The organism is Bernardetia sp. ABR2-2B (assembly GCF_037126435.1).
Classification (GTDB): Bacteria; Bacteroidota; Bacteroidia; order Cytophagales; family Bernardetiaceae; genus Bernardetia.
This window is the reverse complement of record NZ_CP147020.1, coordinates 152,725-175,559: the sequence shown is the minus strand read 5'-3', so window position 1 is coordinate 175,559 and position 22,835 is coordinate 152,725. Positions and strand designations below refer to the sequence as shown.

At 32.1% G+C, this 22,835-nt stretch carries 15 protein-coding genes; 11 read left to right on the top strand and 4 right to left on the bottom strand.

Annotated elements, in window-relative coordinates; all coding sequences use genetic code 11:
• Positions 1-131 precede the first annotated feature (131 nt).
• Positions 132-2,315, top strand: coding sequence for a glutamine synthetase III (locus WAF17_RS00740; RefSeq protein ID WP_338764994.1), 2,184 nt, complete (start codon positions 132-134; stop codon positions 2,313-2,315).
• 178 nt (positions 2,316-2,493) lie between these two features.
• A complete protein-coding gene (locus tag WAF17_RS00735; protein WP_338764991.1) occupies positions 2,494-4,701 on the top strand; it encodes a carotenoid oxygenase family protein in 2,208 nt (735 codons plus the stop codon).
• Positions 4,702-4,798: 97 nt separating this feature from the next.
• Here the strand turns inward: WAF17_RS00735 and WAF17_RS00730 are convergent, their stop codons facing one another.
• Positions 4,799-5,569 carry an enoyl-CoA hydratase-related protein gene (locus WAF17_RS00730; RefSeq protein WP_338764988.1) on the bottom strand — a complete coding sequence of 257 codons (771 nt, stop codon included), beginning with the start codon at positions 5,567-5,569 and terminating at the stop codon, positions 4,799-4,801.
• Positions 5,570-5,739: 170 nt separating this feature from the next.
• A complete protein-coding gene (locus WAF17_RS00725) occupies positions 5,740-7,671 on the bottom strand; it encodes a DNA topoisomerase IV subunit B (protein ID WP_338764986.1) in 1,932 nt (643 codons plus the stop codon).
• Between the two features lie 402 nt (positions 7,672-8,073).
• On the opposite strand from WAF17_RS00725, the gene WAF17_RS00720 reads away from it, so the two are divergent.
• The 5 genes from WAF17_RS00720 to WAF17_RS00700 all read left to right on the top strand — a co-directional run bounded on the left by WAF17_RS00720 (position 8,074) and on the right by WAF17_RS00700 (position 14,540).
• A complete protein-coding gene (locus WAF17_RS00720; protein ID WP_338764984.1) occupies positions 8,074-8,973 on the top strand; it encodes a polysaccharide biosynthesis/export family protein in 900 nt (299 codons plus the stop codon).
• A 62-nt stretch (positions 8,974-9,035) separates the two neighbouring features.
• Positions 9,036-11,528: a polysaccharide biosynthesis tyrosine autokinase gene (locus tag WAF17_RS00715; protein WP_338764982.1), complete on the top strand. Its 2,493-nt coding sequence runs from the start codon at positions 9,036-9,038 to the stop codon at positions 11,526-11,528.
• Between the two features lie 11 nt (positions 11,529-11,539).
• Entirely contained in the window at positions 11,540-12,289 is a 750-nt protein-coding gene (locus WAF17_RS00710) for a CpsB/CapC family capsule biosynthesis tyrosine phosphatase (protein WP_338764980.1), read from the top strand.
• Between the two features lie 227 nt (positions 12,290-12,516).
• Positions 12,517-13,782, top strand: a complete 1,266-nt coding sequence (icd, locus tag WAF17_RS00705; protein ID WP_338764978.1) for an NADP-dependent isocitrate dehydrogenase — start codon at positions 12,517-12,519, stop codon at positions 13,780-13,782.
• A gap of 185 nt (positions 13,783-13,967) precedes the next feature.
• Positions 13,968-14,540: a hypothetical protein gene (locus WAF17_RS00700; protein WP_338764976.1), complete on the top strand. Its 573-nt coding sequence runs from the start codon at positions 13,968-13,970 to the stop codon at positions 14,538-14,540.
• 66 nt (positions 14,541-14,606) lie between these two features.
• Here WAF17_RS00700 and WAF17_RS00695 read toward each other — a convergent pair whose 3' ends face one another.
• Both WAF17_RS00695 and WAF17_RS00690 read right to left on the bottom strand, forming a co-directional pair.
• The gene (locus WAF17_RS00695; RefSeq protein WP_338764974.1) at positions 14,607-15,659 is read right to left on the bottom strand and encodes an agmatine deiminase family protein; all 1,053 of its coding nucleotides are present in this window, start codon (positions 15,657-15,659) and stop codon (positions 14,607-14,609) included.
• Positions 15,660-16,082: 423 nt separating this feature from the next.
• Positions 16,083-16,922, bottom strand: a complete 840-nt coding sequence (locus tag WAF17_RS00690; protein ID WP_338764972.1) for an adenosylcobinamide-GDP ribazoletransferase — start codon at positions 16,920-16,922, stop codon at positions 16,083-16,085.
• Positions 16,923-17,177: 255 nt separating this feature from the next.
• Between WAF17_RS00690 and WAF17_RS00685 the strand changes: the two genes are divergently transcribed.
• From WAF17_RS00685 to WAF17_RS00670, 4 genes are all read left to right on the top strand, one after another.
• Positions 17,178-18,230, top strand: a complete 1,053-nt coding sequence (locus WAF17_RS00685; protein ID WP_338764969.1) for a tryptophan 2,3-dioxygenase family protein — start codon at positions 17,178-17,180, stop codon at positions 18,228-18,230.
• A 191-nt stretch (positions 18,231-18,421) separates the two neighbouring features.
• Positions 18,422-19,204, top strand: coding sequence for a tetratricopeptide repeat protein (locus tag WAF17_RS00680; protein ID WP_338764966.1), 783 nt, complete (start codon positions 18,422-18,424; stop codon positions 19,202-19,204).
• 106 nt (positions 19,205-19,310) lie between these two features.
• Positions 19,311-20,459 (top strand): CaiB/BaiF CoA-transferase family protein, encoded by a 1,149-nt coding sequence (locus tag WAF17_RS00675; RefSeq protein ID WP_338764960.1) that lies wholly within the window; start codon positions 19,311-19,313, stop codon positions 20,457-20,459.
• Between the two features lie 207 nt (positions 20,460-20,666).
• Complete coding sequence (locus WAF17_RS00670) at positions 20,667-22,748, top strand: PP2C family protein-serine/threonine phosphatase (protein ID WP_338764957.1); 2,082 nt, start codon at positions 20,667-20,669, stop codon at positions 22,746-22,748.
• Positions 22,749-22,835 lie beyond the last annotated feature (87 nt).

The window sequence follows — 22,835 nt, the reverse complement described above, 5'->3', positions numbered from 1 at the left end:
AAATTTATTTATATTTGCCTTATATCTAAAGGTCATTTTTTCAAAAAATCAATTTTATTTTCAGAATTGACCTCAAAAATTAATTCTCTCAAAGTTTTATTTAACACCTTATTCTCTCAAAATTTTTATTTATGTCACATATTCGTTTTGAAGCATTAAAAGATGCCAAAAATCGCCCAGAAGTAAAAGTAACTCCACCTTCTAATCGTATTTCTGATTATTTCGGAGTAAATGTTTTTAATGACAAAGCAATGCAACGCTATTTGTCTTCTACAACGTACAAAAATCTAAAAACAGCCGTCGAAAAAAGTCAGAAAATAGACACTCGTCTTGCTGATGCTGTGGCTTCTGGAATGAAAGCGTGGGCAATCGAAAACGGTGTTACACATTATACACACTGGTTTCAGCCGTTGCGTGGCACAAGTGCAGAAAAACACGATTCATTTTTTCGCCCAAATGCAGAAGGAACTCCTTTAGAAGAATTTAAAGGCTCTACACTTGTTCAGCAAGAACCCGATGCCTCTTCGTTTCCAAGTGGTGGACTTCGTGTAACCTTCGAAGCTCGTGGTTATACAGCTTGGGACCCTTCCTCTCCAGCTTTTATTGTAGAGAGTGGAGGAGGCAAAACGCTTTGTATTCCTTCTCTTTTTGTTTCTTATACAGGCGAGGCACTAGACCACAAAACGCCTTTGATTCGTTCAATAGATTTATTAAATCGTGCTGCAACAGATGTTTGTCGCCTTTTTGATAGGAATGTAAATAAAGTTACGATTACTTTAGGTGTTGAGCAAGAATTTTTCGTAGTAGATAAATCGCTATTCTATGCTCGTCATGATTTGGTTTTGGGTGGTCGTACTGTCTTGAGTCATGCACCTGCTCGTGGGCAGCAATTGGACGACCATTATTTTGGTTCAATTCCTTCAAGAGTGAAAGCATTTATGCAAGACTTCGAAATTGAATCATTAAAATTAGGTATTCCTATCACTACTCGCCACAACGAAGTTGCACCTGCACAGTTTGAGTGTGCGCCACAGTTTGAAGAGGTAAACGTAGCTGTCGATCACAACATGGTTTTGATGGACGTAATGAGCAGAGTGGCAGAACGTCATAATCTGAAAGTTCTTTTCCACGAAAAACCATTTCAAGGTGTAAACGGAAGTGGAAAGCATAATAACTGGGCATTAAGCACAGATACAGGTAAAAATTTGTTAGCTCCTTCTAACAAACCAAAAGAAAATCTACAATTCTTAGCCTTCTTTGTAAATACAATTAAAGCTGTTCATGAACACGCTGATTTACTTCGTGCAAGTATTGCTTCTGATTCAAATGATTATCGTTTGGGTGCAAATGAAGCTCCTCCAGCAATCATTTCTGTTTTTGTGGGTTCTCAGCTTGATAAAGTATTGAATGAATTAGAAGAAAATGCAAAAGTACAGGTTGGAAAAGGAGATAATATGTATATTAAATTAGGAATTGATAAAATTCCTCCAATTTTATTGGATAATACTGACAGAAATCGTACTTCGCCTTTTGCTTTTACAGGAAATAAGTTTGAATTCCGTGCAGTGGGTTCTACTGCCAACTGTTCGCTTCCAATGATGGTTCTGAATACAGCAGTTGCTGACCAACTTGTGAAATTCCACGCAGAAGTAGAGAAGTTAGAGAAAGATGGTGAAAAAAGAGAATTAGCTATCGTTAATGTTCTTCGCCGTTATATTAAAGAATCCAAGGCTGTTCGTTTTGAGGGTAATAATTATAGTGAAGATTGGGAAAAAGAAGCCAAAAAACGTGGTCTTTCTAATCTTCGTACTACTCCAGAAGCTCTTACTGCAAATATTACTAAAAAAGGAAGAAAATTATTTACAGATAATAACATTCTTACAGAACAAGAAATTGAAGCACGTCAAGAAATTCATTTAGAAAATTATTTACACCAAGTCCAAATTGAATCTCGCTTGATAGGCGATTTGACAATAAATCATGTCATTCCTTCGGCAATGAAATACCTAGGAGAATTGACTGAAACTATCTACAAGATGCAAAAAATTGGATTAGATGATGACTTAGAAATGATAACCGACACAGCTCGTAGAATTGCCAAACATATAAATAAGGCAACTAAACTTGTCAAAGAAATGATAAACGAACGCAAAAAAGCAAACCTACTAGAGCCAACAGAAGGAGCAGAGGCTTATTGCAATAAAATCAAGCCTTATTTTGATAAAATTCGTTATGAAACTGATAAATTAGAGCAGTTTGTCGATGATGAAATGTGGCAACTTCCTAAATATCGTGAGCTTTTGTTTGTAAGATAACTCTTTGTGTATGTGTTTTTAAATATCTAAATTCAGAGTAAGAGATAAAATAAAAAAGGAATTTGATAAAAAATATCAAATTCCTTTTTTTTATTCGAAAATAGTCCGAATTTTACATTTTTATTTCTATTTTAAAAATAAAAATTTTAAACAACTATCTATATACCTTACATCATTTATGCAACCATTAGTTTCTGCAAGCAGAGAAGAATTAGATATCGAACTTTTAGTCAAAGAAGGAAAGATTCCTACTGATATTTTTGGACATATATTTGTCAATTCTTCTGTTGGTTCAGTAAACTCTAATGGTCTGCCCTATCCAAAAACTACATCTGATGGAAAAGCAAATTCAGAATATGGAAGTCCTATTTTGAATGGGGATAGTATGGTTTTTCGTTTTGATTTTGATAAAACAGGAAAAGTAACAGTCAAATCTCGCTTACTCAAACCACCTTCTTATTACGCAGATTTGGCTTCAAAGCAAGGTACAGCAAGAAATAAAAAATATGGTTTTTCGAATATGGGCATTTCTCGTATTTCCTTCGAACTAGGTGCAAGAAATTTATTAAGCACAGCCATTACACCTTTCAAAACAAAAAATGAAGATTGTATTAGAATGCTTGCCACTTCAGATTTGGGACGACCTTTTGAAATTGATATAAATACATTAAAAGTCATTACTCCTATTGGAACAAATGAGCAATGGCAAGCCAAAAATGTTCCTTTTATAGATTGGATTTTTCCTATTCATCAAACTAGCGCACATCCTAGTTTTGACCCAATTACAAAAGAAATATTCACAGTCAATTATGTAAAAGGTTCTAAAAATGTAGCTTCCCTAATTCGGATTGGTGAAGGCTTGATTCAAAAAAGAATATCTATCAAAAATCACTTCAAACATGCAGTTTTGAGAGCAAATCAAGTTTCAAAAAATGAAATTTATAGCTATTTTACCAAACTTCATAGCAAAGCTAATTATAATCAAAATAGAGTAAATCAAGATGAAGAAATTAGCTTTGTCCAACAGACTTCCACTTGGATTAAAAATAGATTCAAAAATCTAACAAACTTAAAAACAACAACAGAACCCATTTTATACCTTATGAAATGGGAAGGAGATGAAGCAATACACACTTGGAAACTTACACAAGAAGACGGCACACCTATTAATATTCTTCAATGTATGCACCAAACTAGTTTAAGTAAGGATTATATTTTATTGATTGATGCCTCTTTTAAGGTAGGATTAGATGTTCTGATGAATAATCCATTTCCTCAAAATCCAAATTTCAATAAAATATTGCGTGAACTTATTGCCAGCAAACAACTTCCTTATACCAAAATGTATATTGTCAGAAGGCAAGATTTGACAGAAGATATTGATACTGTAAAAGTAAAACAATTTCATATTCCACTTGAAACCATACATTTTACAACAAATTATGAAAATCCAAATGGACAAATAACCTTTTATACTGCAAATAATGCAGGGGCATGCTTGTCTGAATGGGTTCGTTATTATGATAAAATTGTAAATTTTCCAAAAGATACTTCTATCGAAGAAGGAACAGCAGGTATTTTAGCTGTTGGAGAAATGGATGTAGCAAGAATGGGGAAATTTGTGATTGATGTAGAAAATGAAAAATTTATCAAAGAAGAACTCTATCACAATATTGGAAATATCAAACAAGAAAATGATACAAAACAATCTCAAAAAGTAGGCGCACATACTTGGGGAGTTGGTTTATATACCCATAGAGATATTATTTCTGAGTCTATTCCTCATTCTAAAATAAAACATATTTATTGGCAATGTTCTGGAATAGAACACCGACGACTTACCCGTTTTGTCTATAATTCTTATAAAAATTATCCAAATAGAATTGTTCCTTTAAAAGACATAGAAAATTACACATTACAAGAAATTCCTGCAACTCTTACTTGTTTGGATACTGACAAGATGGAAATAATAGATTTTTATGAATTCCCTAAAAATTATGAAATTCGTTCTTTACAATTTATACCTCGCAAAGACACAAAAGCAAATTCTGACAAGGAAATATTACCTTCTACTGATGGTTATATTTTTTGTATGATGGTAAACGGCAAAGGACAAAAACCAAATACAAATTATGAACGTGAAATTTGGATTTTTGATGCTGCTAATCTACAAAAAGGAGCTATTTGTATTTTACATCATCCTTCACTTATCTATTTTTTTACTTTGCATTCTGCTTGGATTCCTTATTTAGAAAAACGAAAGTCTGATTATCAGATAAATCTAAGACGAGATTATCAAAGTCAAATAGAAAAATTAAGTTCAAAGAAAAAAAGAAAAGAGTTACACAAATTTATGAATGAACATGTCTTTCCATTTTTTGAGTAAAATAAATTCAATAAAAAAGGAATTTGATAGATTTTATCAAATTCCTGTTTCTTTTATATTACAATTTCACACTCTAAAGAGTATGCTACATAATGATTTACCAACTAATTTTTTCTTTATTCAAAAATGCACCAATTCCTTTTTTACAATCTTCTGTCATTCTTGCTTTTGCATTGAGTTCGGCAGCATAACGAAGCGCATCTGGAATCGTTTTTTCCTGTACATCCAATATAGCTTGTTTTGTTAATTTCATTGCTTCACCAGAATTTGTATCACAGATATTCTGACAAAAATCTAAAACAGTTTGTTCTAAATTTTCAGCTTCTACAATTTCGGTAACAATTCCGTACTGTTCGGCTTTTTCGGCTTTTATAAGATTACCAGAAATAAGTAAATGTCTTGCACGAGCTTCTCCGATTTTACGAATCAGAAAATACATCACAATCGCAGGAACAAAACCAATTTTTACTTCTGTATAGCCATATTTTGCCTTTGGAACAGAAAAAACAAAATCACAAACTGACACTAAACCACAACCACCAGCCAACGCATGACCTTGTACTTGTGCCACAGTAGGTTTTGAAAGCATATAAATCTGTTCGTATAAATCTTTCAACGAGGAAGAGTCTCCTAGATTTTCTTGATAAGAATTTGTCTGTAATGTCTGCAAATATCCCAAATCTGCACCTGCACAAAAAACATCTCCTTCTGCCTTCAAAACTACAACTTTTACATTTTTATCATTTTCTGCCTTAGAAAAGTTAGTTTTTAGTTCTTCTACCAACTCATCACTAAAGGCATTTCTTTTTTCTGGACGATTGAGCGTAATAAAAGCAATTCGGTTTTTGACTTCGTAATTAGTAAACATCTTGGAGTTTAGGGATTAGGAGCGAGAGAATGGAGAATGAAAATACAATTTCTATTCTTAAAAGATTAAAGATAAAATGAATTTTAGTTTAATCAAAAAGTTTATATCAAAAAACCCTAAGGGTCTTCAGAGACCCTTAGGGTTTGGAATCTATAAAGTAAAATAAAAACCTAAGCTGTTTCTAAATCACCTTGAACAGTAACTTCAATTTTATTTCCATCTTCGTCTTCAACTGCGTCTTTTTCTACTTTCAAGTTATCGATAATAAATTCTTGACGTTCACGAGTATTTTTGCCCATGTAATAAGTAAGAAGATCAGAAATAGAAGTTGATTTATTCAAAATAACAGGTTGAAGTTTCATATTTTCATCTATAAACTGTCCAAACTCATCAGGTGAAATCTCTCCCAAACCTTTGAATCGTGTAATTTCGGCTTGTTTACCTAGCTTATCGATGGCTGTTTGTTTTTCTTCTTCCGAATAACAATAGATAGTTTCTTTCTTATTTCGAACTCTAAATAATGGCGTTTCCAAAATATGCAAGTGTCCTTTTTTGACCAAATCAGGAAAAAAATGCAAAAAGAAAGTCATCATAAGTAGGCGAATGTGCATTCCATCAATATCGGCATCTGTCGCCAAAACGATTCTATTAAAACGAAGTCCGTCTAATCCATCTTCAATATTTAAAGCGTGGAAAAGAAGATTAAATTCTTCATTTTCATAAACTACTTTCTTCGTCTGACTAAAACAGTTCAGAGGCTTTCCACGAAGTGAAAAAACAGCTTGTGTCTGTACATTTCTAGCTTTGGTAAGACTTCCACTCGCCGAATCTCCCTCGGTAATAAAAATAGTTGTTTGTCTTTTTACCTCTTCATCGCCTTTGTTATCATCAAAATGAACACGACAATCACGTAATTTTTTATTGTGAACACTTGCTTTTTTGGCTCTTTCGTTAGCAATTTTCTTAATACCTGAAATTTCTTTACGCTCTCTTTCAGATTGCAAAATTCGTTTTAAGATAGCATCTGCAACTGTTGGATTTTTGTGTAAATAATTGTCTAATTCTTTTCTAAGAAAATCATTAATAAAATGACGAACACTAGATGAATTTGGGTCTGGAGAAATATTTTGAGAACCTAACTTTGTCTTTGTTTGTGATTCGAAAACAGGTTCTTGAACTTTTATTGCAATCGCACCAGCAATCGATTGTCTAATATCAGCAGCATCAAAACTTTTTCCATAAAAATCACGGATAGTCTTTACCATTGCTTCTCTAAAAGCTGCTAAATGCGTTCCTCCTTGTGTAGTATATTGACCATTTACAAACGAATAATAATCTTCTCCATAATCATTCGTATGACTAAAGGCAACCTCGATATCTTCTCCTTTTAGATGAATAACTGGATAACGCAAACTTTCCTCATTTACTTTTCTCATCAAAAGGTCGTACAAACCTTTATTAGAATAGAAATTTTTGCCATTATAATTTATCGTCAGCCCTGCATTCAGAAAGGCATAATTCCAAATTTGTTCTTCTAAATATTCAGGAATAAAACGATAGTTTTTGAAAATAGAATTATCAGGTTCAAAGAGAACAAATGTTCCATTTTTTGCATCTTCATCTACAATAGGAAGATCATTTTTCAAAACTCCTTGATGAAACTCAGCTACTTTTGACTTTCCCTCTCGTGTGGATTTTACACTAAAATGCGTAGAAAGGGCATTGACAGCCTTCGTACCTACACCATTCAAACCCACTGATTTTTTGAAGGCTTCCGAATCGTATTTTGCACCAGTGTTTATTTTAGAAACACAATCAATGACTTTTCCAAGTGGAATACCACGTCCAAAATCACGTACAGAAACTCTATGGTCTTCTATTTTGATTTCGATGCGCTTTCCGTGTCCCATCACAAACTCATCAATACAGTTATCGACTACCTCTTTTACGAGGACATAAATTCCATCATCTTGCGCCGAACCGTCGCCTAATTTACCAATATACATACCAGGACGCAGGCGAATGTGTTCACGCCAATCTAATGAACGTATGCTGTCTTCATTATAAGTTGAATTTCCAGTAGAAGGTTTATTTTGAGCCATATTATATGTAAATTTCTATATTTTGTCTTTAAATTCAATTTTGGAAGGAGGAATTAATTTCTCTTCCTTATGAATCAAATATTTTGCAAAGATGATACTTTTTTGAGTAAAAATCAGTATTTGTTAAATTTTTTGAGTTTGTTTTTGATTACCCTACAAAAATGCTAATTAATTTAGCAAAAACCAAATTAAATTTCAACATGAGAATTATTTTTTTGTTTAGTCTAATTAAAAAACATTAAACTTGTCTGCTTTTATCTCTATAAATAAATAAATTATAAATATCTCTATTATATCTACTCTCTAATTCTCAAAAGTCCATAAAAGAATGTATTTTTGTGTCTTAATTGAAATTTATTTATTTATGTCAATTTAGTTTATTGATAGTTATACTATTATTTAATGAGAGATACTATTATTTTTTCTGTAAAGGTTATTTTTTCTTTTTTTCTTTTAACGTCCTTGTTTTCTTGTGCAGGTTATCAGAATAATATTCTTTTTCGTACGGGAGAGGATTTTGATAATACAGCCTTTGATAAGGTAAAAGCAGAAGCAGAACAAAACTACAGACTTGCTCCCTTTGATTATATTACCATTCAAGTTTTTACAAATGATGGTGAAATTATGATTGACCCTTCTGGAGACTTTAGTGAAGAGGTAAAAGATGGAGGAGGTGTTGTCGTTGCTAATCGAAATCAATTCGAAACTGATGTATCTGGAATTCCTACTGGTAACTCTGGTGTAGTAAATAATATAGGAGGACGAGGAGGAGGTTTTTTACGTAGATATTTGATACAAGAAACAGGAGGAATAGTTTTGCCAATGATTGGACAGACTACATTAGCAGGTCTTACTTTATATCAAGCTGATAGTTTGCTTGCAGAAAAATTCAGTAAATTTTATGAAGAACCTTATATTATAACTCGTTATATAAACAAACGAGTAATGATTATGGGAGCAATGGGCAATAAAGTGCTTACACTTACTAATGAAAACATGACACTTTTAGAAGTCCTTACTTTAGCAGGAAATTTTGATAATAATACAAGAGCTAATAAAATTCGTCTTATTAGAAATGCAAGTACAGGTAACCCTGTTATGAAAAACATTGATTTAAGCACCTGGGAAGGATTAAAGAATGCAGAACTTATCGTACAACCCAATGATGTTGTTTATGTAGAACCCCGTCGTCGTGTAGGTTCAGAGTTTTTAGCTGATTTTGCTCAAGTAACTTCTGCCATCGGTAGTTCGGTAACACTCATACTGACTGTACTTTTGCTACAAGATAGATTTGGAGGTTAATTAAAATAGACAAATTCCATTTCTAATTTTTATATATACAAAGAGTTATTTCAATAGATTAAATGAGCGACTTCGAAGAAAATCCATTTATAAATCCTGCACAAGCAGCTGAAATTTCTGATGAAAATTTTTTGGCTGACTTTGATGTTTCAAAGCTAATTAAAGTCTTTAAAAAGAAAGCTATCTACATTGTGTTTTTACTTATTCTTTGTATATCAGCTTCTTGGGTTGTATTACGTTACACAAAAAGAGTATATAAGTCTGCTTCTACTTTAAAACTAGAAGTAAAAGGAACTTCTGAAGTTTTAAGAAGAGGTATTTTTTCTAGTGAAGAAAATGTAACTAATTTCTTGGTAGGAGAAATAGAGCTTATTTTGTCTCGCTCTGTTTATGAAGAGGTTGCAAAAAAATTAGACTTGAGTGTAAGCTATTTTGTACAAGGTAGATGGTGGTTCAATTATTTTGAGCGTTTTCAAGATAGTCCTTTTGAAGTTACACAATATGAAGTATATGATAACTCTTTTTATAACCGTCGATTAGAGATTACAATTATAGATGAAGAAGAATTCTTTCTTGTTTACAAAACACCTACTGGACAAGAGTTTGGGAAGGCTTATAAATTTAATACTCGTATAAAAAACCAATATTTTTCGCTTGTTGTTTCTTTGACTGATAGCTTCAATAAGCTAGACCCTGCTTCAGATAATTATTTTTTTACTCTGAATAGTGAAGAATATCAGATAAATTATATCGCATCTTCTCTAAGAGCTAATGTATTAAACCCAAAAGCATATACTATACAAGTCGTCTTTACAGATAATAATCCTTACAAAGCTGCTATCATTACAAATACAGCAGTAGATATTTACTTTGATAAAACTTTAGAAAATAAAAACAAAGTTTATAAACAAACTATAAACTATTTAGAAGCCCAAGTTAGAGTAGTTCAAGATAGCTTAGAAACCATTGAAAAAAATATTAATGATTATAAAAAAGAAAATGGAATTACTAACCAAAACCCCAATGAGTATCAAAGCCTAATACAAAATATTTTTAACAGTATTAGAGATTTACAAGAGAAAAGAATTAAAATGGATAATGAGCTAAAAGTATATAGAGAAATATCAGACCTTTTGGAAAATGACTCTACTCTTTTAGTTGCACTTACTTACTCTAATCTTCTAAATAATCCTTCTTTGGAAAATAAATTAGAAAAAGTTTATGATGAAGAGAAAGAGAAAAAATTTATGTTAGATAGAATTACTAAAGAAACAGGAGCTTACCAACAAAAAGAAAAACGAATAGGATTTCTCAAAGAAGAAATAGATAAACTAATAACACTCAACCAACGTATTATTTATGAACAACTTAGTGAGTTAAGTATAAATATTTATAAATTACAGAGTTCAATTCCCTCTTCTGCAAATGAAGTAGATTTAGCACTAAAAAAGATGCTACGTTATCAAAACTCCTATCAAAATAATTATAATATTCTATTAGGAAAACTTATAGAGACAAATATTACTATGTCTGGTACAGTTACTAATTATCAACGACTTTCTACAGCCATTCCTAGTACTACCCCTATCTATCCAGAGCCTCAACTTTTTTATCTTTATGGGCTGGGCGTTTGGCTTGTCTTATCTTTTGCATTACTTGGAGTTACGTATATAAGACAAAATAAAATTGATTCTCTACCCGAACTTGAAAAACTATCTAGTGTTCCTATTTTGGGAATGGTGCCGAAATATGATAAACCAATGGATTATTCTCAACTTGTTATTCATAAAAAACCTAAATCTGCTATTAGTGAATCCTTTCGTTCGCTACGTACGAACCTAGATTTTATGGGCAATATCTCAAATGACTCTGTTATTTCTGTTACCTCAACTACTTCTGGAGAAGGAAAAACTTTTATTGCTGTTAATTTAGGTGGAATTATTGCTTTATCTCAAACGAAAGTTGTACTCTTAGATTTAGACCTTAGAAAACCAAAAGTTCATTTGGCTTTTGGGGTAGAGAATACAAGAGGAATAAGTACACTCTTGATAGGAAAAACCTCCGTCGATGAAGCTATAAATAAAAGTGAGATTCCTAATTTTGATTTTATTACAGCAGGTGCACAACCTCCAAACCCTTCAGAACTTATAATGAGTGATGAATTTGGTGATTTAATTAAACAATTAAAAGAGCGTTATGATGTAATTGTATTTGATATGCCTCCTGTTGGATTAGTAACAGACGGGATTATAGCCATGCGATTGGCTGACTTACCTATTTATGTAGTGAGGACTGAATACTCTCAACGTGGATATATAAGAGGAATTAACCGTTTGCACCAAGTACAAAACTTCAAAAAACTATCTATTATACTCAATGCAGCTACGAAAAGCACAGGTGGTGGATATGGTTACGGGTATGGATATGGATATGGATACGGATATGGGTACGATTATGGGTATGGGTACTATGATGATGATGATGAAGAAACAACTCTCACTACTAAAGTCAAAAACTGGTGGGGTAAAACTAAAAGAAAAATAAAACGAAAATAAAGAAACAAAAAATGATTTCATTATTTAGAAAAAAACCTAAATCATATGGCAACATATTGCCAATTACAGTTGATATGCACTCTCATCTTTTACCTGGAATAGATGACGGTTGTAAATCTTTTGATGACTCTATCAAACTTATCAAAAAGTTAATTGATTTAGGCTACAAAAAACTTATCTGTACGCCTCATATTATGGGGGATTTTTATAGAAATACGCCAGAAATTATCCTAGGAAAATTAGACCAACTAACTGATATTATTCAGCAATTAGGTCTAGATATAGAACTAGGAGCAGCAGCAGAATATTATTTAGATGAGTCTTTCATGGAAAGAATAAATAAAGCAGAGCAGCTTCTCTGTTTTGGGAAAGAAAAATACCTTCTTTTCGAAACTTCCTATATGAATGCTTCTCCTCATATAGAAAACGTAATTTTTATATTACAGTCTTTGGGATATACTCCTGTACTTGCACACCCAGAGCGTTATGTTTATCTTTTTGAAAATTATAATGAAAAACTACATGAGTTACATAGCAAGGGAGTATTATTTCAAGTAAATATAAATTCTCTTTCAGGTTATTACTCTCGCCCTTCAAAAAAAATAGCTGAATATCTCATCAATGAAGAATTAGTAAGTTTCTTGGGAACAGACATACACGGAGAACGACACTTTCAATCCTTATTAAAAAGTAGAGAGACGAATCATTACAAAAAAGCACTCTCACAAGAATTACTCAATAATAAACTACTGGAAAAATAAAAATACTTTGAACAGCTCTTATCTTTTAAGTCTACAATCCTATTCAGTAGAAGAAATCTTATCATTGGTCGTAATTACCTATAATCAGTACATATTTTCTAACTTGTAATTCGTAATTGAATAGTGATTTATGTATATTTGCTGTAAACTGTTTGATGTATAAGATTATATAAAATCAAACAAATAAAAAATTATTTCACACAATTATTAAAATAGAACCTATTTTTATGAGCGAAAATATCATTACCATCGAAAACGGCAAGTTAAATGTACCTGAGAACCCTACTCTTCCTTTTATTGAAGGAGACGGAATCGGTGCAGATATTTGGAAAGCATCACAGGCTGTTTTTGATGCTGCTGTTGAGAAAGCATATGGTGGAAAAAGAAAAATAAACTGGAAAGAAGTATTAGCTGGAGAAAAAGCATTCAATGCTACAAATAGCTGGTTACCTACTGAAACATTAGACGCATTTAGAAAATATTTAGTCGGAATTAAAGGTCCTTTGACTACTCCTGTTGGTGGTGGTATTCGTTCGCTTAATGTTGCTCTTCGTCAAGAATTGGATTTGTATGCTTGTTTGCGTCCTGTTCGCTATTTCAATGGTGTTCCTTCGCCAGTAAAACACCCAGAAAAAACTAACATGGTTATTTTCCGTGAAAATACAGAAGATATTTATGCAGGTATTGAATATATGGCAGGAACAGCAGAAGCTGATAAAGTAAAGAAATTTTTGATAGAGGAAATGAAAACAAGTAATATTCGTTTTCCTGAATCTTCTTCTATTGGCATCAAACCAGTTTCCAAAGAAGGTACAGACCGTCTTGTTCGTTCTGCTATCAAATATGCAATTGCTCAAAAACTTCCTTCTGTAACACTTGTTCATAAAGGAAATATCATGAAATTTACGGAAGGCGCATTCAAGACTTGGGGCTATGAATTAGCTGAAAAAGAGTTTGGTAACGAAACTTATACATGGGCGCAATACGACCGTACGAAAGAAGAAAAAGGAACTGATGCAGCAAATGCAGAACAAAAAGCAGCCTTAGATAGTGGAAAAATATTGGTTAAAGATTCTATTGCAGATGCATTTTTACAACAAATTTTGCTTCGTCCATCTGAATATTCAGTAGTTGCTACACTTAACCTTAATGGTGATTATGTCTCTGATGCTTTGGCTGCAATTGTTGGTGGTATTGGAATTGCACCTGGTGCAAATATCAATTATGTAACAGGTACTTCAATATTTGAGGCAACTCACGGAACAGCTCCAAAATATGCAGGTTTGGATAAAGTAAATCCTTCTTCTGTAATTCTTTCAGGTGTAATGATGTTCGAATATATGGGTTGGCAAGAAGCTGCTGACCTTATCACAAAAGGTTTGGAAGGTGCTATCAACTCTAAGCGTGTTACTTATGATTTTGAAAGACAAATGGAAGGAGCAACCCTTGTTTCTTGCTCTGGTTTCGGACAAGAAATTGTCAAAAATATGTAATACACAAATTATTTTTTAGTTCAGAAATTCAATTTCAATTCTAATTTGATAATTTTGATACAATTTCTGTAACTTTATAGCGATACATTTTACCAACTAATCAATCATTTTAGTAAAAGGAAAGTGTATCGCTATTTTTATAAAAATCTTTTTTTGTTATTTTCATCCACTAATCACTAAATTTTATGCGTTTTTCATTTTTTAATATTCTTGCTTTTATATTACTTATTGGTCTTTTTTCTTGTAACTCTTCTACAAAGGATGATAATCAAACAGTTAGTGATTCTACAACAGCAGTAGAAAATACAACAACAAATTCATCAAGTGAAACAGGTACAGAAACAACAGTAGAATATTCACCTGAAGATGAAAATAAAGACGGAGGTTTCTTTAATGTTTCTTTGGGAGAAGAAAAATCAACTGTAAAAACAAACTTTGCAGATAATGGTCTTTCAATGGATAAAGATAATGGTGTAACTTATATTATGGCTGGAAATACTGAAAATAATATTAGTATTGACCTAAAAGGTGGAACTTCTGGAGAGTTTTCAATTGGTAGTGATGAAAAACGTTCAGCAAACGTAGCTATTAACTTGACAACCAACTCTGGAAATATGGGTGCTTCAGTAGAAAAAGGAACTGTTACCATCACAGACTTAGACGAAGCAGCGGGAACAGCAGCAGGAGAATTTAAAGGCACGACTGCAGATGGAAAAGAAGCAAAAGGAGAGTTTAAACTCAACCTTAAAAAAATGTAAATTTATAAGGAATGCTAGAGTATTTCTTATTAAAATAAATGTAAAGGACACATTAGTGTCCTTTTTTTATTTTGGAAATTGCATCGTCAAACAATGTAAAGAACCGTGCTGACGAATGATAGGCAAACAATTTACTCCAATAATTTCTCGGTTTGGAAATGCTTTTTTGATTTGAGAAAGTGCCAAATTATCCAACTCTGTATTTTCATAAGTAGGAACTAGAACTGCTTCATTAATTATCAAAAAGTTAGCATAAGTCGCTGGTAAACGACGGTTGTCTTCTTCATGATAAGCAGCAGGGGCAAAAGGCAAAGATATTAATTTATAGGATTTGTTATTTTTAGTTTTGAGCCTTTTTAGTTCTTCTTCCATTTTTTGCAAAGATTCATAATGAGAATCATTTTTATCTATTGGAGGAGCAACATAACAAATTGTGTTTTTTGGACAAAGACGAGCTAACGTATCGATATGTGCATCTGTATCATCTCCTTCCAATGCACCGTGTTCTAGCCATAAAATACGTTCAGCCCCAAAGTATTTTTTGACTTTAGTTTCTATTTCTTCTCTTGAAAAATTAGGATTTCGTTCTTTCGAAAGCAAACACTCAGAAGTCGTCAGAATTGTACCTTCTCCATCAGACTCTATTGAGCCTCCCTCTAACACAAAATCAACTTGATTTACTTTACCTTTCAAATAATTTTCTTTTTTTAAGTTTTGAGTAATTAAATTATCCTTAGATGCTTCAAACTTATTTCCCCAGCCATTAAATGTAAAGTCTAAATGAATTTGTTCGCCATTTTGAAAAACTGTTATTGCGCCATGGTCTCTTGCCCACGTATCATTCGAATCTATTTTAACAAAGGTTATTCTTTCAAACTGCTTTTTATTTTCATTTATTAATGATTCTTGAAGTAGTTTTTCAGTTTCTATTTTATTCTGACAAACTAAAAGTACATTTTCAAAACGAGTAATTTGAGTAATAATTTCGATAAAAACAGGTATTACAAGCTCTAAATCATCTTTCCAATCTGAGTTTTGATGAGGAAAAGTAAGCTGAACAAAGGATTGTTCTTCCCATTCAGCAGGAAGACGACGAGAAGTAAACGAATTTTCAGACATAGAGAAATGACAGTTTAATGCAAAATGAAAAATATTGATAACTACAAAATAAAGCAATTTTTAAAATATATTTTTATGCTTTCTTTTCTCAATTAAAACATGATTAATAAAATCAATATAGTTTTAAACAAAAAAACATCTTCAATACACAAAAAAACCTTTTATTACAGCCTGTAAAACACTTTCTGTACTTTACATCAATTAAAAATAATTTATTTTGTGAAGACTTTTTGCAAATTATTTAAACAATTTTTATATTTGTAGTGTTATTAGAGTATATAACATGAAAAAACACACTTATTTAATTTTACTGGATTAAGTGAAATTAAATAGTTATAAGATATTAAAGATTCATTGTTTTCCTGATTGAATAGAAAAAGGCTCTTACATTTTGTAAGGGTCTTTTTGTTTTCGAATAAATAATTACAAGCTTTCTAAAAGCTTCAAAACACCAATAAAGTAAAGATAAATTATGACTTCTGAAACTTGTTGAGTAGCTCCCAAACAGTCGCCTGTATATCCACCAATCCATTTTTTGAAATAATAACCCAAGTAGAGTTTGAGTACAAAAAGTGGTGCAATGACAAGCGCACCAACTGCCCAAGGAGAAAAAAGAAAAACAGGTAAAAAACCAAAAATAGAGCTTATTATAATCTCAGTAGCAGAAAGTTTTTTTGCAATTGGTTTTGCCTTACTAGACAAATCTTCACGAGCATATTCGTGTGTATAAACAAAAGTAAGAGCTGTAAGACGACTTAAACTATGTCCTATCAAAAAAATTATCCAAAAAGAATTTAAAGAACTAGCAGCCATAACTTCAAAAAGTGTCAATAGGGCTGTATATTTCAAAAGAAAAAGTAAAGCCATTCCAATCATTCCGTATGCTCCAATCCTAGAATCTTTCATTATTTCTAGTATTTTCAGTTTTTCCCAACCTCCTCCAAAGCCATCACAAACATCAGCAAACCCATCTTCATGAAATGCACCTGTCATCAAAACAGTAGCAACCATACTCAATATGAGAGCTACATTATAAGAAAATAAAAATTCACTTCCCCAAAAAACAAGCGCAGCAATTCCACCTACTAACCAACCAATAAATGGAAAATAAATAGATGATTTATTGAGCTGTTCATCGCTATACCCCACCCATTCAGGAACTGGAATGCGTGTATAAAACATCAAAGCAGTCAGAAAAAGCCGTAGTTGATAGTGAAGAGAGGGCAATAAAGATTGGAAATTGGGAAATGACGGAAATTTCATAGATATAAATGTAAGAGTCAGATTTTAGGAATACAAAGTAAATCAAATATCTTCAAAATATATGCAAGATGTCTTTTTGCACCTCTTTATCTCTTCAAACTCTATGATTGAAATGTATTGAAAGAATTATAAAACTAAACCTAAAAACTATTTTCTATCGAAAAGATGTAATCAGATTAAAAAAACAGTTCATTTTTTCTTATTTTTACTTTCTTATAAATTGACCTAACACAAAAAGATATATTTTCTGAAAATATGGAATTCGAACTTACACCAGAAATAGAAGAAAAGATAAAGCTATTGGCTGTCAAATATGATTCGATGGGGCAGGATTTAGTATCTTACTTAGATGGTTTGTTATATGCAAACTACCTAACCTATTGGGATTACATTCATTTGGATACACTTTTGAGCCTTCAAGACCCAAAAACAGACTTTCCAGATGAAACTATTTTTATCACTTACCACCAAATCACAGAGCTTTACTTTAAACTCATTATGCATGAGCTAGACCAAGTAAGTTGGCTTAAAGATAGCAATGGTAAAGTATTTTTGGAAAAAGTAAGGCGTGTAAATCGCTATTTTAGACATTTGGTAAATTCCTTTGAAATAATGGTAGAAGGAATGGATTATAATGAGTTTTTGAAGTTTAGAATGTCTTTGCTTCCTGCTAGTGGTTTTCAGTCGGCTCAATATCGTCAAATAGAAATCTTGTGTACTGATTTTCGTTTTTTGGTAGAAGCTAGTCAGCGAGATTTGTTTGATGAACATTCACGAATTGAAGAAATGTTTGGTTATGCCTACTGGAAAAGAGGCGCAATAGAAACAGAATCGGGAATGAAAACCCTTACTTTGCGTCAGTTTGAACGAAAATATTCAGAAGATTTATTAAAACTTACCAAACGCTGCCGAACTCGTAATTTGTGGTTTATTTTTTCTAATCGTCTTCAAGAATCTAATCTAAAGGATAAAATAATAGAAGAACTTCGTACCCTTGATGCTCTTGTAAATGTAGATTGGCGACTTTCTCACTTTCAAGCTGCTGTTCGTTATCTCAACAAAGATGTGTCTGCTATTTCAGCTACTGGTGGTACAAATTGGCAAAAATACCTTCCTCCTAGATTTCAAAGACAAACTTTTTATCCCTCTTTATGGAGTGAAGAAGAACTAGAAAATTGGGGCAAATCTTGGGTAATTCAGCACGTTGGTTCTCGTACTCGTGTAACTACCCCTTCGCCTTCAAAGGATTTTCACTCAAAGGGAAAATCAGATTCTTCTGCTAAAAATGAAAATAATATAGCTGAATAAAAGAATAGAATTACATCTTTTTGTAAAAAAACAGATTTGGAATTAGTAACCTAAAAGATATTTTTGTTACCTTTGCAGCCTAAAATTTTATTCAAAGAGAGTAAATATTTTTAAATAATAAAGAAATAACAAACGAATTTTTGTTCTTAAAAACCCTTAGGGTTTAAATAAAAATCAAACATAAAATCAAAATGGCAAAAACAACAGACAAAAAAACAGCAAAAGCACAAGCTAAAAGTCAAAAAACTGAAGAGCAAGAAATAAATCCAGATATTGAAGCTGGAACAGAACAGTTTTATCAAGCTGTAGAAGCTGATCATTTGCAACAAAGTATTTTAGAAGTAAGCGAAAATAAAGGGTTACGAAATGGTATTTTTGGTGTTTTGGGTGCAATAGCTATTGGTGTCATTGGTCTTTTTGCATATCAATTCTTTGTAGAAAAACAAGAAGTAGAAGCTCAAAAAGAACTTTTTGCAGCTCAATTTTATTTTGAGAAAGATTCGTTAAATGCTGCTCTTAAAGGTGATGCAACCACAACAGTAGGTGTTGAGAAGATTTCAGAAGAATATTCTATGACTAAAGCTGGTGATTTGGCTGCTTTTTATGAAGGGACAGCTTTATTAAAGGAAGGAAAATTCAATGAAGCTATTGAAAGCCTAAAAGAATTTGGTGCTGATGATTATTTGGTTCAAGCAAGAGCATATTCTTTAATTGGAGATGCTTATATGGAGCTTGAAAAATTAGATGATGCAGTTACTTATTACAAAAAAGCTTCAAATCACGCTCCTAACGACTTTTTTACGCCAGAGTATTTGATGAAATTAGGCTTGGCATACGAACTCAAAAATGATTATTCAATGGCTGCACAGGCTTATGAAACAATTATTGAGCAACACAAAAAATCAGATATGGTAAACAAAGCAAAAAGAGCTTTAGGTCGTGCAGAAAGCATGAAAGGCAAAAAAGCAGCTTAATTTACTCAAAAAAGTTATTTATATATAGATACAAACTCCTTTTAATAAAATTAGAAGGAGTTTTTTTTGAGCTTACTAAAACGAACATAATAGAAAATAGGAATCAATGAATATTTTTAAAGATTTAAAAATTGTAGAATTAGCAAGTGTTTTGGCTGCTCCTTCGGTCGGACAATTTTTTGCTGAATGTGGTGCAACAGTGATAAAGATAGAAAATCCTTTAACACTTGGAGATGTTACACGCTCTTGGAAACTTCCCTCTGAAAATACTTCAAATAGTGTTTCAGCTTATTTTTCGGCTATCAACTGGGGCAAAACTTCTCTTGCTCTCAATATTTATGATAAAGAAGATAAAGAAAAATTATATCAAGAAATAAAAGATGCAGATATTGTTTTGGCTAGTTATAAAAAAGGAGATGCAGAAAAACTAGGTGTAGATTACGAAACGCTCAAAAAAATCAATCCAAAACTTATTTATGGGCATATTACAGGATATGGAACAGAAAGTAAGAAAGTAGGCTATGACGCACTTATTCAAGCTGAAACAGGTTTTGTTTTTATGAATGGAGAAAAAGAGGATAAGAACAATCGTGAGAAAAAGATAGAAGGAACAAAAATGCCTGTTGCTTTAGTTGACATTCTGGCTGCCCATCAGCTAAAGGAAGGTCTGTTAGTTGCTCTTTTGAAGCGAGAAAAAAATAAAGATTCTTTTGATGGAAGTTATGTAACTGTTTCTCTTTATGAATCTGCACTTTCTTCATTAGCAAATCAAGCTACGAACTGGCTCAATGCAGAACATTCTCCTCAAAAAATGGGAAGCGAACATCCTAATATTTTCCCTTACGGAACAATTTTTCAAACGCAAACAGATAGCTTAATGCTTGTGGTAGGAAATGACAAACAATTCTATATTTTATGTGAACTGTTAAGTATTGATTCTATTTCAGAAGATGAGCGTTTCGGAACGAATGCAAACCGAGTTCGGAATAGAGAAATTTTACGACCTATTTTAGAAAAAGCTTTTTTAAAGACAAAAAGTGATGAAATTTTGCAGCTTTTAGAAAAAAATAATGTTCCTGCTGGAAGTGTAAACGATATTCCAAAAGCTTTTGAAAATAAGGCAGCCCAAAAACTACTTTTCCAAGATAAAGAAACAGGGTTAAAAGGAGTAAAAACATTTGTTGCTCGTTTTGATAATCAAAATCATGATTTAGAATTAAGTGCGCCACCTACGTTTGATAATCACTCAAAATAGTTTTTTAGCAGAAGACTTGCTATTTTCATCATTGACTATGCCAAAAATTACATAAAGTATTTTTTTGTGAAAATAAAGTATCTTTTGGTAATAGTTTTTCGTAGATTGCAACAATTTCTAATTGTACTTTGATTGTGGTATTCGTGCCGTTTTCAGTAAAATTAGAGTTCCTAAAAGCCATTAATTAAATCTTTTTTTGTTAGTTATATGAATTTTGCTCTGCCCCAAAAAGGCTATAAAACAGTATTGCTGTTCCTTACGATGCTCTCGTGGGTTCTCTTGACTGCCTATGGTATGATAGAGCAATATCTGTTGGTGCAAGGTCATCAAGAGATTCAACAAAATCTACCTATTTGGATTAAAGGTCTTTTATTTAATACTTTTCTTCTGTGTGCATTTTTTACTATTCGCAGAATTGATGTTCAGAAAGATGACAATGAGGATTTTTATGGCTTTTTGTGGAAAGCATTTGGTTCAAGTATTATTTCAGTTTCTCTTTCCTTAATGCTTAATGTCTTTATGATTGTGGCCAAAAACTATCTTTTAGAGCATACTCTTCTTTATAGTTTTATTTATCATATAGATTTTGGACTCTTTGTAGCCTTTTTACTGACAGCTTATCATAAATGGAAACATTTGATAACCTACCAAGCTACTAAGTTTATGCGTGGCTTGATGAAGACGTTTGAGTACACACTTTTCATAACGCTCTTTTTTCATTTTTTTGGTTTTAAGTTTTTCCCTCCTTATTCATATATTATTTTACTGTTTTTGGTCTTGATGACCTTTGTCCTATCAGTAAATATCCGTTGGATTGCACATCTGAATTTTAATCAAAAGATTCGTTCTATTTTACTTTTATTAGTTACTTTAGGAGTTCAGTTTTATTTTTTATTTGAGTTTTTAGATTATGAAGAGAAAGCTAAAGAAAGTATAAAAACCATTACAAATTTAGTTATTGACTTGCAAAATTCTGTTTTCTTTATTGCTACTTTTGTTTTTACGGGTACATACTCTGTTATAAGTGCGCTTCTTTTGCTTTTCAATCTTCCTACTTCTTCTGTCTTTGAGAAAAAAATTGGAGAGTTGGCTAGTTTTCAAAAACTATCTGAATCTCTCTTGAGTGGAGATAATGAAAAACAAGTGTATAAAGTTTTGTTAGAAAGTGCTATCCAAACGCTTCACGCAGATGCTGCATGGTTAGAGATTTGGAACTCAAAAAGAGACTTTATTACAAAGGATATTTCGAATCAAGAAGCTATTCAACTCAAAAAAGTAATCTATGAAAAAGGTCTTGATAGAAGTAAGCCACGAAAATATTCGGCTATGCAACTTTTTGAAAAAGAATATGAAGAACAAAAGTATCAATCCGTTTTGTCATTGCCTTTGATTGCAAATAAGAGTTATTTGGGTTCACTTGTTTTATTAAAAGAAGTGGATAACGCTTTTGATAATGTTGTCATGACAACGCTAACTTCATTTGTAACACAGGCAAGTTTGGCTATTTATAATTTTAGATTAATCACGACAGCAGTAGAGACACAACGTTACCAAAATGAGTTAAAAATTGCACACAGAGTTCAAGAAAGCCTCTTACCAAACGTTATTGATGTAGATAATCAATTTGAGATTTGTGTGAAAGCAGGTTCTGCTGATGAAGTAGGTGGAGATTATTATGATTATTTTCAAGTTGCACCTCATCGTTTTGCTGTTATTATTGCCGATGTAGCAGGAAATGGAACTTCAGCAGCTTTTTATATGGCACAAATGAAAGGTATTTTCCATAGTTTGGTACGTTTAGATTTAAGTCCAGATTTATTTATGGAGTATGCTAACAATGCACTTAGCTCTTGTTTGGAGGCTCGTCTTTTTATCACAGCTACTTATTTGATTATTGACACTGAAAAGCGAAAAATCTACTCTTCTCGTGCTGGTCATTGCCCCACTTTGTATTACAATGCTAGAGAAGAAAAAGCTGATTTTTTAGAAGAAAAAGGAATTGGTTTGGGAATAATCAGAAATGGAACGTATGGAAAACACACACAAGTTTCGATTTTTGATTATGAAGAAGGAGATACTTTTTTTCTATATACAGATGGAATAAATGAAGCTCGTCATCCAGTTTCAAAAGAAGAATATGGATATGATAGAATCAAAAACTTTTTAGAAGAAAATGCTCATTGCAGCGTTTCACAGATAGCAGAGTTAGTCATCGATGATATTTATCAATTCATAGAAGGCGATGATTTGCGTGATGATTATACCGTTATGGTAATGCGATTTGACTAAATACAATAAGAAATGGGGATTGGATATTAGGATATGGAGAGTTTCAAAATTCTTATATCAATCTAATTCAAAAAATATAATAAAAAA